This is a genomic window from Neobacillus cucumis (genome assembly GCF_023715505.1).
Window position 1 is genome coordinate 297,680 of the sequence record NZ_JAMBOH010000005.1, and the last position, 14,260, is coordinate 311,939.

General features: G+C 38.2%; 14 protein-coding genes. 3 read left to right on the forward strand and 11 right to left on the reverse strand.

What is annotated here, in order from left to right; all coding sequences use genetic code 11:
* Nucleotides 1-110 precede the first annotated feature (110 nt).
* The 3 genes from M3226_RS10490 to M3226_RS10500 form a co-directional block, all read right to left on the reverse strand.
* The gene (locus tag M3226_RS10490) at nt 111-1,088 is read right to left on the reverse strand and encodes an alpha-ketoacid dehydrogenase subunit beta (RefSeq protein ID WP_251565051.1); all 978 of its coding nucleotides are present in this window, start codon (nt 1,086-1,088) and stop codon (nt 111-113) included.
* 3 nt (nt 1,089-1,091) lie between these two features.
* Nucleotides 1,092-2,207 (reverse strand): pyruvate dehydrogenase (acetyl-transferring) E1 component subunit alpha, encoded by a 1,116-nt coding sequence (pdhA, locus tag M3226_RS10495; protein ID WP_251565053.1) that lies wholly within the window; start codon nt 2,205-2,207, stop codon nt 1,092-1,094.
* A 484-nt stretch (nt 2,208-2,691) separates the two neighbouring features.
* A complete protein-coding gene (locus M3226_RS10500; RefSeq protein ID WP_251565055.1) occupies nt 2,692-3,351 on the reverse strand; it encodes a YkyA family protein in 660 nt (219 codons plus the stop codon).
* 175 nt (nt 3,352-3,526) lie between these two features.
* Between M3226_RS10500 and def the strand changes: the two genes are divergently transcribed.
* The 3 genes from def to rnjA all read left to right on the forward strand — a co-directional run bounded on the left by def (nt 3,527) and on the right by rnjA (nt 6,411).
* The gene (def, locus tag M3226_RS10505) at nt 3,527-4,081 is read left to right on the forward strand and encodes a peptide deformylase (RefSeq protein ID WP_251565057.1); all 555 of its coding nucleotides are present in this window, start codon (nt 3,527-3,529) and stop codon (nt 4,079-4,081) included.
* A gap of 446 nt (nt 4,082-4,527) precedes the next feature.
* The gene (locus M3226_RS10510; protein WP_251565059.1) at nt 4,528-4,740 is read left to right on the forward strand and encodes a DNA-dependent RNA polymerase subunit epsilon; all 213 of its coding nucleotides are present in this window, start codon (nt 4,528-4,530) and stop codon (nt 4,738-4,740) included.
* A gap of 3 nt (nt 4,741-4,743) precedes the next feature.
* Nucleotides 4,744-6,411 carry a ribonuclease J1 gene (gene rnjA / locus M3226_RS10515; RefSeq protein ID WP_251565061.1) on the forward strand — a complete coding sequence of 556 codons (1,668 nt, stop codon included), beginning with the start codon at nt 4,744-4,746 and terminating at the stop codon, nt 6,409-6,411.
* A gap of 71 nt (nt 6,412-6,482) precedes the next feature.
* Here the strand turns inward: rnjA and M3226_RS10520 are convergent, their stop codons facing one another.
* The 8 genes from M3226_RS10520 to M3226_RS10555 all read right to left on the reverse strand — a co-directional run bounded on the left by M3226_RS10520 (nt 6,483) and on the right by M3226_RS10555 (nt 14,257).
* Nucleotides 6,483-7,142: a potassium channel family protein gene (locus tag M3226_RS10520; protein ID WP_251565062.1), complete on the reverse strand. Its 660-nt coding sequence runs from the start codon at nt 7,140-7,142 to the stop codon at nt 6,483-6,485.
* 72 nt (nt 7,143-7,214) lie between these two features.
* Nucleotides 7,215-8,108 (reverse strand): DUF4349 domain-containing protein, encoded by an 894-nt coding sequence (locus tag M3226_RS10525; protein WP_251565064.1) that lies wholly within the window; start codon nt 8,106-8,108, stop codon nt 7,215-7,217.
* Between the two features lie 372 nt (nt 8,109-8,480).
* Entirely contained in the window at nt 8,481-8,936 is a 456-nt protein-coding gene (locus tag M3226_RS10530; protein ID WP_251565066.1) for a TlpA disulfide reductase family protein, read from the reverse strand.
* Nucleotides 8,937-8,996: 60 nt separating this feature from the next.
* A complete protein-coding gene (locus tag M3226_RS10535) occupies nt 8,997-9,545 on the reverse strand; it encodes a peroxiredoxin (protein ID WP_251565068.1) in 549 nt (182 codons plus the stop codon).
* Between the two features lie 280 nt (nt 9,546-9,825).
* A complete protein-coding gene (locus M3226_RS10540; protein ID WP_374110581.1) occupies nt 9,826-10,950 on the reverse strand; it encodes an N-acetyldiaminopimelate deacetylase in 1,125 nt (374 codons plus the stop codon).
* 82 nt (nt 10,951-11,032) lie between these two features.
* Complete coding sequence (gene dapD, locus M3226_RS10545; RefSeq protein WP_251565072.1) at nt 11,033-11,743, reverse strand: 2,3,4,5-tetrahydropyridine-2,6-dicarboxylate N-acetyltransferase; 711 nt, start codon at nt 11,741-11,743, stop codon at nt 11,033-11,035.
* 68 nt (nt 11,744-11,811) lie between these two features.
* Entirely contained in the window at nt 11,812-12,699 is an 888-nt protein-coding gene (locus tag M3226_RS10550) for a LysR family transcriptional regulator (RefSeq protein WP_285857792.1), read from the reverse strand.
* A 55-nt stretch (nt 12,700-12,754) separates the two neighbouring features.
* The gene (locus tag M3226_RS10555) at nt 12,755-14,257 is read right to left on the reverse strand and encodes an MDR family MFS transporter (protein WP_251565074.1); all 1,503 of its coding nucleotides are present in this window, start codon (nt 14,255-14,257) and stop codon (nt 12,755-12,757) included.
* Between the last annotated feature and the right edge of the window lie 3 nt (nt 14,258-14,260).

Below are 14,260 nucleotides of genomic sequence, written 5' to 3' on the forward strand. Positions count from 1 at the left end.
CATCTCCTATTTTCCATGTATTTTTTAACAATATAAAAAAGAAGAACATTGGGAAAAGATGACTTTTCCCAATAATCGCGTTTTATCTCAACACTCGACAGAAGTGATGATTAGAAAGTTAATACTTTTTTAGCAGTCTCAATAACATCTTTGTAGTTAGGAAGCCACACTGATTCAGCTTGTGGGAATGGGAATACTGTATCTGGTGCAGCAACACGTAATACAGGAGCTTCCAAGCTTAAAATAGCACGATCGTTAATTTCAGCAACCACATGTGCTGCCACACCAGCTTGTTTTTGTGCTTCTTGGACAACAATTGCACGGCCAGTTTTTTCAACAGAGGTAATAATTGTTTCAATATCAATTGGGCTTACTGTACGTAAATCAATAACTTCTGCAGAATACCCTTCTTTTTCTAGTTCTTCCGCAGCTTTTAATGACTCATGGACCATTGCACCGTAAGTGATAATGGATACATCAGTACCTTCGCGTTTCACTTCAGCTTTTCCTAATGGAATGGTGTATTCCTCTTCAGGAACTTCTTGACGGAATGAACGGTATAATTTCATATGCTCAAGAAAAATAACTGGGTCATTGTCACGAATGGCTGAAATAAGCAGACCTTTTGCATCATAAGGCGTTGATGGAATAACAACTTTGACGCCAGGAGTTTGAGCCATAAGTCCTTCTAAGCTGTCCGCGTGCATATCAGGCGTATGTACGCCTCCGCCAAATGGTGAGCGAATGGTTACAGGAGCACTATATCTTCCTCCTGAACGATAGCGTTGACGAGCTAATTGACCTGCAATGGAGTCCATTACTTCAAATACAAAGCCGAAAAATTGGATTTCTGGAACTGGACGGAAACCTTGTAAGCTTAGACCTACTGCTAAACCACCGATTCCTGATTCAGCTAGGGGCGTGTCAAATACACGGTCTTCGCCAAATTCCTGGTGCAGCCCTTCAGTTGCACGGAATACACCACCGTTTACGCCTACGTCTTCACCGAATACTAACACATTCGGGTCATTACGTAATTCCGTACGTAATGCATCTGTAATTGCTTGAATCATTGTCATTTGAGCCATGGCTTACTTCGACTCCTTTTCTTTATATAATTCATATTGTTCTTTTAAGGTTTGCGGCATTTCTTCATACATAATAGACATTAAATCTGTCACCTTTTGTTTTGGTGCAGCATCAGCTTGTTTAAGCGCTTCTTTAATCTCTTCTTTTGCTTGTTCAATTACTTCAGTTTCTTTTTCTTCACTCCATAGTCCTTTGTTTTCAAGGAACTTACGGAAACGTACAAGTGGATCTTTCTTTTCCCACTCATTATCAAGATCTGCTGTACGGTAACGAGTTGGGTCATCCCCAGCCATGGTATGTGGACCATAACGGTACGTTAATGTTTCAATAAGAGTAGGACCCTCGCCATTAATTGCACGCTCACGAGCTTCGCGAGTTGCAGCATAAACCGCTAACGGATCCATACCGTCTACGACGATTCCAGGGATACCAGCTGCAACAGCCTTTTGTGCTAATGTTTTAGCTGCAGTTTGCTTTTCACGTGGTGTTGAAATGGCAAACTGGTTATTTTGGATAACAAAGATAGCTGGTGCTTTGTATGCACCTGCAAAGTTGATACCTTCATAGAAATCGCCTTGAGATGTTCCACCGTCACCTGTATAAGTAATGGCAACAGCCTTAGTTCCACGTTTCTTGAAACCAAGTGCAACCCCAGCAGTTTGAACATACTGAGCACCAATGATGATTTGTGGGTGAAGAACGTTAACACCTTCAGGGATATTCATACCTTGAAAATGTCCTCTAGACCATAAAAACGCTTGTGATAATGGTAATCCGTGCCAAACAATTTGCGGTACATCACGGTAACCAGGCAAGATAAAATCTTCAGTTTCAAGCGCGAATTGAGAAGCAAGCTGGGATGCTTCTTGCCCTGCTGTTGGTGCATAGAAACCTAATCTTCCTTGACGGTTTAAAGAAATTGAGCGCTGGTCAAGAATTCGTGTGTAAACCATTCGGCGCATTAATTCTTGGAGCTGTTCATCAGTCAAGCTAGGCATTGCTGCTTCGTTGACAACCTCACCTTGTTCATTAAGGATTTGAAGCGTTTGAAATTGTTCTTCTACAGCTTCGAGTGCTTTCTTGGCATCAAGCTGGGCGTTCTTTAGTTTAGAAGCCATTGTGTCATCTCTTCCTTTCTATTTAAGGCCTATTTTTTAAAAAATAAAATCCACTATTTTAGATTACCCCAAAATTGCGATGAAACATTATTTGAAAGCAACTGGTCATTGGTTCATCTAGTTTGATATTACATAAGTTTTGAGGCCTGAATATGGATGGATACATACTATGAACTAGTGTCTCACAGAATAGATAAGATAAAACGAAAAATTCAGTTTCTAAAATATTTTATTCTGTATCACTATTTTATGTAACATCATTAGTACAACTTTTATCACACTTATGAGTGTACAACTTTTACTTTATGTCGTCAAATACTAAGTTTTATTATTTTTCATTAAATAACGTTTTTTTTAAAACTATCCTGAAATAAAACTGTATTACCCGATAAGCCAAACTGTTATATACAATTTCACATTTTCGACACTTGTTATAATATAGAAAAAATCGACTGTAGGTCAGCCGATTTTGGGATAATTTCCTTTACTTTGTCTTTATTCCTGCCTTCTTATATAATGAAAGTTTTTTTTCATTATATTGTTCGGTATATTTATTAAACAGTTCATTGGCCGCATATACCTTTTTATAAGAATCATTTAGCTTATTAATTTGAGCCTCTAGATCTTCTAGGGGCAGATTTTTATTTTTAAACATCTGATATAATTCTTTATCATATTGAAGAGACTCAGAGTATTGTTTATACAATTCTCTATGTGCTTCATATCTTTTCATCATAATATCATAAAGGTCATTAGCAGTTTCCTTCAGTTCGGGATCATCTAATTGATCTTTAATGTCAGCAACTTTAGCAAATTCCTGTTCTGATTCTTTAAGGCTAGTTGTTTCTTTCTCAAAAAGTTCTTTTCGTTTCTCGGCTAAGTCAAGAGCTTCATCTGAAAGTTTAACAATCTGATCATATTCTTTCATTCCTTTTTGAATAATTTGATCATATAGTTCCTTTTCCTGTTTTTCTAATGTAACTAATGGTTCTTGCTGTTCTTCAAATCCCTTTTCCTTATTTACAACATCTTCTAAGATAGTATACATTTCATCGACGGGGGTCTTTTTTTCTGTACATCCTGATAAAATAAAAATAATAACGGTAACAAATATTAGGATGCTGCCTTTTCTATTGAATAACAATTTCAAACCTCCTTACTTTGCAATTCCTACTATATCTGTATAAAGTTTATTTGACAATATCTAACTGTCATAAGACAGATAGATATCAAAAAGTAAACATTTATTAACATTTTGGCTTTTGTTTGATAGACTTATGCTGGTGACTAACTTTATGGAACTTTAGGAGTGAATGTTCATGCTAACAATGGAGAATATCATTCGAGACGGGCATCCTACCCTTCGAAAAGTAGCGGCAGAGGTATCCTTACCGCCATCCGAAGAAGATAAACAAATTTTAGCCAGTCTTTTAGAATATGTAATAAACAGCCAAAACAGCGAAATTGCCGCAAAATATGGCCTGCGTCCTGGGATTGGATTAGCTGCTCCGCAAATAAATGTGTCAAAAAGAATGATTGCCGTTCATCTTATTGACGAAAAAGGAACTCTATACAGCTATGCCTTATTTAACCCAAAAATCGTCAGTCATTCGGTCGAAAAAGCCTACCTTCAAACCGGTGAGGGCTGCTTATCTGTTGATGAGGCCATTCCTGGATATGTACCAAGGTATGCAAGGATTACTGTAAAAGGAGTGACACTTGAAGGAGAAGAGGTCAAACTTCGTCTGAAAGGACTGCCAGCAATCTGTTTTCAGCACGAAATTGATCACTTAAATGGTATCATGTTTTATGACTATATCGATAAAAAGGATCCTTTCAAACCGGTCGAAGGAGCAACGGTAATTGAAAGATAAGACACTGGCCTTTTCCCGAGGCCGGTGTTTTTTGTTTATTTTTATTCCATCTTATACCATGAAAGATTACCTATTTTCCTCATATAATAATAGTAAAAAATTATCTACAGTAAAAAAAGTTCAATTATCTGCCATTGCTCGCTTTACTTTGGACAAGGTTCGTATAAAATAAAGGTAAGGAGATGATCCACTATGTTAAAGAAGCTAAGGAAAAAGCTTTTAAAACAGTGGAACGATTTACTTAGAAAAAAATCCATTGCCTAATTTTTTAGAGGGCCCTTCAACCTTGCGAAGGGCTCCTTCATTATTGTACATTATAGTAATATGATTTACATTTACATACTTTTCATATATGGTCCACGGAGTCTCCAAAGAAAATAAATGAAAAAGATGAAAATATTTTATATAATAGAAAAAGTTATGATTCAGTAAGGAGCGAATTTGTCATGATATTTAAAGTTTATTATCAAGAGAGAATTACAGAAGTTCCAGTTAGAGAGAACACTAAAACAATTTTTGTTGAAGGTGAATCCGTAAGAGATGTCCGGAAAAAAATCGCCGATCGCGGTTTTAATGTTGAACATGTACAAGAAGTTACAGGTGCTTATTTAGAATACGAACAACAAAATGAAGACTTTAAAGTATTGGAGATTGGATAATTTATGAAATTTGTAAAAAATGATCAAACTGCTGTATTTGCCTTGGGTGGTTTAGGTGAAATAGGCAAAAATACGTATGCAGTTCAGTTCCAAGATGAGATTATATTAATCGATGCGGGTATAAAATTCCCTGAGGATGAATTATTAGGGATCGATTACGTTATCCCAGATTACACCTATCTGGTAAAAAATGAAGAAAAAATTAAAGGATTATTTGTAACCCACGGACACGAAGACCACATTGGCGGGATCCCCTATTTGCTTCGTGAAATAAATATTCCGATATATGGCGGCAAACTTGCCCTTGGGTTAATTAAAAATAAATTAGAAGAGCACGGATTATTACGAAATGCTAAGCTGATTGAAATTAAAGAAGATGATATCATAAAGTTCCGCAAAACATCCGTAACGTTTTTCCGTACCACCCACAGCATTCCTGATTCCTATGGTATTGTCGTAAAAACCCCTCCAGGACAAATCGTCCATACAGGTGATTTTAAATTTGATTTTACCCCGGTAGGTGAACCAGCTAATTTAACCAAAATGGCTGAAATAGGCAAAGAAGGGGTTCTATGCTTATTATCGGATAGTACCAATAGTGAAATCCCTGATTTTACAATGTCTGAACGCCGTGTGGGTGAAAGTATCGATGATATTTTCAGAAAAGTAGATGGCCGGATTATCTTTGCAACCTTCGCATCGAACATACACAGACTACAACAAGTAGTAGAAGCTGCAGTTGTGAACGGGAGAAAGGTTGCTGTGTTTGGCCGGAGCATGGAAGCGGCCATTAATATTGGGATAGAGTTGGGCTATATAATTGCCCCTAAAGAGACATTTATTGAAGCAAATCAAATAAACAGACTACCTGCAGATAAAGTGACAATTCTTTGTACAGGCAGTCAAGGTGAACCAATGGCTGCCCTATCGAGGATTGCCAATGGTACCCACAGACAAATTCAAATTATTCCTGGCGATACTGTGGTCTTTTCATCCTCGCCTATTCCAGGCAATACTATTAGCGTAAGCAGGACTATTAATATGTTGTTCCGTGCTGGGGCAGAAGTGATCCATGGTAAGTTAAGCAATATTCATACTTCCGGACACGGTGGACAAGAAGAGCAAAAATTAATGCTCCGTTTAATTAAACCTAAGTTCTTTATGCCAATTCACGGTGAATATCGGATGCAAAAAATGCATGCCAAACTCGCTGTTGATTGCGGGGTTGAGGAAGAGAATTGCTTCATTATGGATAATGGTGAAGTACTTGCGCTATCTGATAGCACTGCACAGGTTGCTGGAAAAATCCCATCCGGTTCCGTCTATATCGACGGCAGCGGTGTAGGAGACATCGGAAATATTGTTTTAAGAGACCGCCGTATTCTTTCTGAAGAAGGCTTAGTGGTTGTTGTAGTGAGTATTAATATGAAAGAATTTAAAATATCATCGGGTCCGGACCTCATTTCCCGGGGATTTGTTTACATGAGGGAATCCGGAGATTTAATAAATGATGCTCAGAACCTGATCACTAAACACTTAAATAAAGTAATGGAACGAAAGACAAGCCAATGGTCTGAAATTAAAAATGAAATAACAGATACACTCGCACCATTCCTTTACGAAAAAACAAAACGCAGACCGATGATTTTACCAATCATAATGGAAGTATAAGAAAAAGCGGAAGAGCCATGGCCCTTCCGCTTTTTCTTATTGTCTACGCCTAGGGGCGCCGAAGCTTTTCTTTATTCTAAGACTTTTTTCTCAAACCGATCGATATCAAGATCATTCCCAATGACTATTAATACATCATTACTTTGTATGGTTTCTTTTGCTTGTGGGGAAACAATAATTTCTTCACCTCTTTTTATCGCCACAATATTTAAACCGTATTTCTTACGAATATCTAAATCCATAATAGTATTTCCCGAGAGCTTACTATTTGCTGCAATCTCGACAATACTATGTTCTGCAGACAGTTCAAGATAATCAAGCACACTATTAGATGCCATATTGTTCGCTATCCGCTTTCCCATATCTCTTTCAGGATGAACGACTTGATCCGCACCAATTTTCCGCAGTACTTTTCCATGATAATCATTTTGTGCTTTAGCGGTAATCCGAGCTACCCCTAGTTCTTTTAAAATAAGAGTGGTTAAGATACTTGCCTGTATGTCATCACCAATGGCGACGATCACATGGTCGAAATTACGAATACCCAAACTTTTCAGGACATTTTCATCTGTTGTATCACCGACCACTGCATGTGATGCAATCATGCTATATTGATTTACTCGTTCTTCATTGATATCAATACCAAGTACTTCCAATCCTTCTTCACTTAATGTTTGGCATATGCTCCCGCCAAACCGACCAAGTCCAATTACTGCAAAACTTTTTTTCATGTAGCAAAACTCCCCTGTTCGTTCAGTCAGTAAACTCTATAAAACACGTTAATACCCTTACTCCCGTTTGTTCTAGCTCTTTTTTTTATTATAATATAGATATACAAGAAAGCCTAATAGGACGAAAATAATCAAGATTGGCAGGTTTCCTAAAATAAAGACAACTATCCCCGAAAGTGCAGCCAACATTAGATTAGTACTGTTCATAAATTGTTTTTTTATTTTTTTCCATGTATTTAATTGATTCTTTTCAAGTTTAGGGACTACCACTTTTGTTTCATATAGGTTGATGCTAACTGTCGATAAGGACGTCTGATTTTCTAAATACTTCATTCTTCCGTCAATAACCTCTATTTCCTCTTGAACAGAAGCTAAATCGGCAGAAATCTTTAGTAAATCCTCTGTTTTAGCTGCATTTTTCATAAAGCTAAGGAGGCGCTCTTCAACGGCTCTTTTCGACTGCAACCGCGATTCAAGATCGACATATTCCTCAGTCACATCTTGCCCGTTAATATTCCGTTTCAGAATCTCGGCCGCCTGCCCCTCGGCATCATTTAAAAATTCCTGAAAATGAGCTTGTGGGATTCTCAATTTCATACTGCCGCTTACTTGTTCAGTCCCATCTTTGGTTACACTGGATTCTGCTATATACCCTCCGTATTTTTTAGCTTTTTCTTCTAAGTTTTGCACAGTATACTCATAATTTTTTACACGCAGCTCAAGTTCTGCCTGATATATGACCATCTGGTTGTTAGCCTTAGCATTTGCTGTATTTATAGATTTTTCCGTTTTAGGAAGCTCAGTTGAGGTCAATGACTTTTCACTTTTTGCTGACTGCGCCGAGTCCATTACTCCTTTATCCGAACTCATTTTAGCACTTTCATTTTTACTAGTCGAACTGCAGCCAGCCATTCCGAATAACATAACCATTAGAAAAAAGGAAAATGCCGTTTTAGACAATCTCATTTGCCTGCCCCCTCTTATAGCTATTTAAAAATACCGACGTTTATTTAAAGAGAAGGTTTCATGATTATTTTAAATAAAAGGCTCTGTTAAATTTGGCTGTTGTGATTTCCGCTCCAGCCGCTCGCTTTCCGCGGACGTGCAGGTAAGCCTCGTCGGCGCATTAGCGCATGTGGGGTCTCACCGGCAACGTACTTCCGCAGGACATTGATTTTACATCCTCGAATCCATCCACGCACGAAGGAAATGCGTTAGCATTTTCGAGGAGTCGAGCGCCTTCCGCTACAATCAACAGCATATTAAAAAACAGCAATATCGTTTAACAGAGCCCAAAAAAAGAACTGTTCTTGATGTGAACAGCTCTTCTCATAAAATTTATTCTGTTTTTTCCATTTCATCCAGTACCCGATTAACACGCTTTTCGAGCATTTTCATTCCGCTTCCGCCTGCTTGGAAATGACGAAGCTTGCCTTCACGGTCAAAAACATAGTACGCTGGAACGTATTGATTCTCAAACGCCTCTGTTAGTTTATGTTCACTATCAACAATAATCGACTGGGTAATTCCATGCTCAGCAGCCACTTTTTTAATTTCCTCAAGATTCAAATCGTCTTCTGAACGAGGCATATGAACAGCGACTACATTTAATTTATCTTTATAATCTTCTCGGAATTGATTTACCTGAGGCATTGCCTCCTTACATAAATGGCAGCTAATAGACCAGAAATGAATTAACGTTGGTTTCTCACCGACTAGCTGGTCTTTCGTAACCTGGCTGTTTAACCATTCTGTTGCCCCAGTTAATTCCGGCATTTCATCTCGTAACTTCATGACTAACCCCCTCTGTTTAAAAAAGACCTAACGCATCAGGTTAGGTCTACCCTTAATTAATTAAACATTTAATGTAGCTTGTCCAGGCTTCCAGTTGGCAGGACAAAGACCACCTGTTTGTAATGCTTGAAGGACACGTAATGTTTCATCTACATCGCGGCCGATGTTGTTGTGGTTCACAACTGAATATTTTAATTCACCTTCTGGATCGATGATGAATAGACCACGAAGGGCAACACCTTCTTCTTCAATTAACACACCATAATCACGTGCAACCACATGATTAGTATCAGCAGCTAATGAATAATTTAATTGGCCAAGACCATTATTTTTACGGTCTGTGTTAATCCATGCAAGATGTGTATGAATCGTGTCAGTAGAGGCACCTACCACAACTGCATCTAGATCGTCAAACTCTTCAAACCGGTCAGACATTGCAGTGATTTCAGTTGGACAAACAAAAGTAAAGTCCATCGGATAGAAGAACAATACTGTCCATTTATCGTTTTTCATGTTTTCTTCAAGGCTGACTTTTCCAAATTCTTTGTTTGGTAATACAGCCTCCATTTCAAAGCGTGGTGCTTGTTTACCTACCATACGTTCTGGCATTAGAATCCCTCCAAAAAAGATTATTTAAATGAGTTTTCGAATAGCAATTGATTGTTTCTAACCTTTATAATACTCATTTTCGGACATGCCTGCATTGGACCAATATTAAATTATAATTAAGTAAAATATATACTTACTATTAATTATAATCTAAAATTCCCTTTAGTCAGTTTTTCCTATTTTCACAAGAATAAACGACAATATGTATCATAATTCCTGATTAATTTTAATATAATTAACCATTCAAAACAAAGGAATATGACTTTACAGTCAGCCCCGATTAATTGCCTTTAAAAGAAATATAGCTAGTTAAAACCCTTACAGCGACATCAATAGCATTTTCATTTGGATTAAGTTTAGCATGATGAAGTCCAAACGGTGAATCTACGCCCAGCCAAAACATTAATCCAGGTATTTCTTTAAGCATATATCCAAAATCCTCACCCGTCATAGCCTCCCGACATTCTACCACTGTTACATCTGTTTTATTTCTTATATAATCAATAAATTCCCTTGTAACAGATTCAGTATTGTAGACTTGATGATACATGGCTCCATAATCTATTACAGTCTCACACTCATACCCTGTTTCAATCCCTTTAACAAGCGCTTCGATTCGATGCTTCACTTTTTTCATAGCTTCAGGTGATAATGTTCGGATGGTTCCCTCAAGTCTTGCCTTCTCGGCAATTATATTTTGTACAGTTCCACCTGTTATTTTTCCAATCGTTATCACGGCACTATCTAATGGATCAACATTTCTAGAAATAACCGTTTGCAGCTGGTTAACAAGAGAACAAGCAGCGATTACCATGTCATTGGTTTGATGCGGGTAGGCAGCGTGCCCGCCTTTTCCCTTTAGATCTATAAACAATTCAGATGTATTAGCAAATAGTAAACCTTCTTTTAGAGCAATGGTTCCAACAGGATATTCTGGAGCAATATGAAGAGCAAATATTAAATCGGGCATCCATTCTTGCATTTCTTCCGATTTTAGCATTGGTTCTGCTCCCCCTGGGCCTTCTTCGGCCGGTTGAAACACAAACAGAAGATTATCATTAATAGGGTTTTGGATGAAGTAAGACAGAACTCCTAAAGCAATTGTCATATGGAAATCATGGCCGCAGGCATGCATCCTTGCTTCGTGTGAAGAGGAAAAGGCTAATCCCGTTTCTTCGGTAATAGGCAGACCATCAATGTCTGTTCTATATCCAATTGTTTTTGAAGGATTTAGTCCATGAACCTTTATTAGTAATCCCGTTTTCCACTTTTTTATAGAAATTCGTTCTTGTGGGAATGAATCTATAATTGATAATAGATAGTTTTGAGTTTTAAATTCTTGAAAACCAAGTTCCGGAATTTGATGTAGATCCCTGCGTATTTCGATTAACGATTTCATGTAGATATCACCCTTTCTATCCCTATAAAAGAAGCGTGGATTAAGGTCCACGCTTTCACAATCAAAAACCATTCATATGCTGATCCGACTATAATTGACGAAGCTCTTGCATGATTTCTGTTTTTGATTTTGTTTTTTCATCAATATCTTTAATTTTCTTTGCGGGTGTACCTGCAACAACTGTATAGGGCGGAACATCCTTCGTTACAACTGCTCCTGCAGCAACAACAGAGCCCTTCCCAACTTTTACACCCTCTAGCACGACTGCATTAGCACCAATTAGAACATCATCTTCAATGATAACAGGTTGTGCGGAAGGCGGCTCAATTACTCCAGCTAATACCGTTCCTGCTCCAATATGACAGTTCTTACCGACAGTTGCTCTTCCGCCAAGGACTACCCCCATATCAATCATTGTTTTTTCGCCGATAACTGCACCAATATTGATGACCGCTCCCATCATAATAACAGCATTATCGCCAATTTCTACCTGATCACGAATAGTGACACCTGGCTCGATTCTCGCATTAATGTGCTTTGTGTCTAACAATGGGATGGCTGAATTTCGTCGGTCATTTTCCACCACGAAATCCTCAATTTTACCTTTGTTAGCTTCTAATGCTGTATTAATTTCAGCCCATTCACCAAAAACAACGCCTGTATTTCCATTAATAAACGCTTTTGCGTCGTTTCCAAAATCAATACCTTCTAAGTCACCCTTTAAATATACCTTAACTGGTGTAGATTTTTTACTATTAGCAATAAAAGCAATAATTTCATGTGCATCCATTTTTCTCACTTGCCCCCTAATCATGTACTAAAAAATACTTTAACAAACAAAAGAACTGAAAACAAGAAAAAACAACCTTATTCTTCAGAAGATTCGGCGATATATTCTTTAATCAGTTCCATAAACGCGTGAACTTGTTTTAGTTGAAATGCAGACTCATATCCTAATAACCAGGTATCTCGTTTAAGCGGTAAATTATTTTCATCAACTAAAGGTATTTTAAAAATATCCCGGTCTGCTTTCCTAAGTGTAATAGATGGCAATATGGCATAACCAATGCCATTGAAGGCCATCTGTTTGCATGTTTCGATTTGATCCACTACTACAGTTCTTTTTGGAGACGTTTTATAATTTCGCATCCACCAATCTTGGATTTCTTGATAATAGTTAGAATCGCTTTTAAATTGGATAAATGGACGATCAGTCTTTAAAACTTGCTCCGGTTTGGTAATTTCCCGGTCGACAAGATAGAGCGGGTCATTAAAAAGGTGTACCTTTACCCCTTTCCAATCCGGAGTCCCCCGGATAATCCCAATATGTACCTGATCATCATACAAACATTTTAAAATGTCACTGCTCCAGCCTGTTACTAAGGAGATTTTCACTTGTGGATATTTATCAATGAATTTCTTTAAAACCTCTGGAAGCCAATTCTGGCCTACGATTGATGCAACGGCAATTTTTAATGTACCGGAAACACCTTCATGAAGAGAATCGATCGTTTCACGGACCTTCTCCTGTTTTGTTAAAATTTCGTTGACAAAGTCAATTACATGCTCACCAGCAGGCGTTAGGGATAACCCCTTTTGTGAACGAATAAAAAGCTTGGTTCCCCATTCCTTTTCAATGGTTTGTAAACGTTGTGAAAGAGCAGGCTGTGAGACAAACAGCCGCTCTGAAGCCTTTCTCATATTCATTTCCTGTGCTAAAACTGATAATAACTGAAATTCTGATATGGAGGACAAAGTCAAAACCTCTTTACTATTTTTGTTGAATTACTTAATTTGTGAATGTGAAAGACTATGATTCCATTTTCTTTTTAGGAATAAATAATATTAGCAGCATACTGATTACGGCAAATGTCAATACAACATAATAAACAGAGTGTAAGGAGAAGGTCAGCCCTTCCTGCAAAATCCTTTTCACAGAGACAGTCAATTGATTTCGTTCAGCTACCTTTAAAAGCTTATTGGCATCATCAACGGTTAAAGACTTGTTATTCTCAGTAAAGAAATGAGCCATACGGTTATTCAGGATACCACCTAGTAATGCTGCACCAATGGTATTTCCTAAATTCCGCATAAACATATTGGCCGCAGTTGCAATTCCTCTTTGCTGCCATTCTACGGTACTTTGAATGGAAACAATAAAGGCGGTGGAAGTAAAGCCCATTCCGGCACCTACAAGGAAAGAGCCGGCAGCAGCCCAAACGGGTCCTGCCGAAGACGACATAGTTACAAAGACTACACTGCCCACTACTAAAAAGGCGCCCCCAATAATGGAAGTCTTTCGATAACCCATGCTAATTAACATCTTCCCAGAGAGGGTGGAGGCAATCGGCCAGCCGATTGACATAGTTGTTAAGGTAAACCCAGCCACAATCGGTGTTTGTTCCATCACACCTTGAACAAAGGTTGGTAAAAAACTTGATATCCCAATTAAAATAATACCTGATGTCAGGGATGTCATATTTGCAACAAAAATCGATCGTTCCTTCCAGATAGAAAACGGCATAACCGGTTCAGTTGCTCTACCTTCTTGAAATACAAAAGCTATTAACGCTAAGGCAGTTATGCTCATCAGCCCCATCAATTGCCATGACCCCCATGACCAGCGGCTCCCGCCTTCAATAAGAATAAACATAAGTGATGAGATAGTGATTGTTAAAAGAAACGCACCTAAATAATCTATCTCGTGCCTTTTCTTTACAACATCTTCATGCAAGAATAACCAGAGTCCAACCAATGATAGGAGTCCAAGAGGAATATTAATCCAAAATACATAATGCCAGCTGACATATTGAACAAGTAAGCCGCCGACAGCGGGCCCCGTAATGGCTGAGATCCCCCATACGCTAGAGAGATAACCCTGAATTTTGGCCCGTTCCTCAGTAGTATAAATGTCCCCTACAATCGTTGTCGCTATTGGCGTAACAGCCCCAGCACCAAAACCCTGAATCAACCGAAAAATAATCAGGGTTTTCATGGAACCAGCAAGCCCACAAAGAATAGATCCAATTAAAAAAATTATTATTCCTATGGATAGAATAGGTTTTCGACCAAATAAATCAGATAGTTTTCCATAAATGAGGACCGTAACTGAGTTCATTAAAAGGTATGCGGAGAAGACCCAGCTATAAAGGGTAAAACCACCCAAATCCGCAACAATTGCCGGCATTGCTGTCGAAACAATTGTTGCTTCAATTGCCCCCATAAACATGGCGAGCATTACCGAAGCAAGTACTAGTGACTTTTTAGTCTGCTTTTTTTTCTGAGTTCCAAACGCTTCAATATCAATACTCATTGC

Excerpts from the sequence above, each read along its gene's own strand:
- M3226_RS10525 (WP_251565064.1), bottom strand. The coding sequence starts at position 8,108 with ATGAGATTGTCTAAAACGGCATTTTCCTTTTTTCTAATGGTTATGTTA.
- def (WP_251565057.1), top strand. The coding sequence starts at position 3,527 with ATGCTAACAATGGAGAATATCATTCGAGACGGGCATCCTACCCTTCGA.
- M3226_RS10510 (WP_251565059.1), top strand. The coding sequence starts at position 4,528 with ATGATATTTAAAGTTTATTATCAAGAGAGAATTACAGAAGTTCCAGTT.
- rnjA (WP_251565061.1), top strand. The coding sequence starts at position 4,744 with ATGAAATTTGTAAAAAATGATCAAACTGCTGTATTTGCCTTGGGTGGT.
- M3226_RS10520 (WP_251565062.1), bottom strand. The coding sequence starts at position 7,142 with ATGAAAAAAAGTTTTGCAGTAATTGGACTTGGTCGGTTTGGCGGGAGC.
- pdhA (WP_251565053.1), bottom strand. The coding sequence starts at position 2,207 with ATGGCTTCTAAACTAAAGAACGCCCAGCTTGATGCCAAGAAAGCACTC.
- M3226_RS10490 (WP_251565051.1), bottom strand. The coding sequence starts at position 1,088 with ATGGCTCAAATGACAATGATTCAAGCAATTACAGATGCATTACGTACG.
- M3226_RS10555 (WP_251565074.1), bottom strand. The coding sequence starts at position 14,257 with ATGAGTATTGATATTGAAGCGTTTGGAACTCAGAAAAAAAAGCAGACT.
- M3226_RS10535 (WP_251565068.1), bottom strand. The coding sequence starts at position 9,545 with ATGCCAGAACGTATGGTAGGTAAACAAGCACCACGCTTTGAAATGGAG.
- M3226_RS10530 (WP_251565066.1), bottom strand. The coding sequence starts at position 8,936 with ATGAAGTTACGAGATGAAATGCCGGAATTAACTGGGGCAACAGAATGG.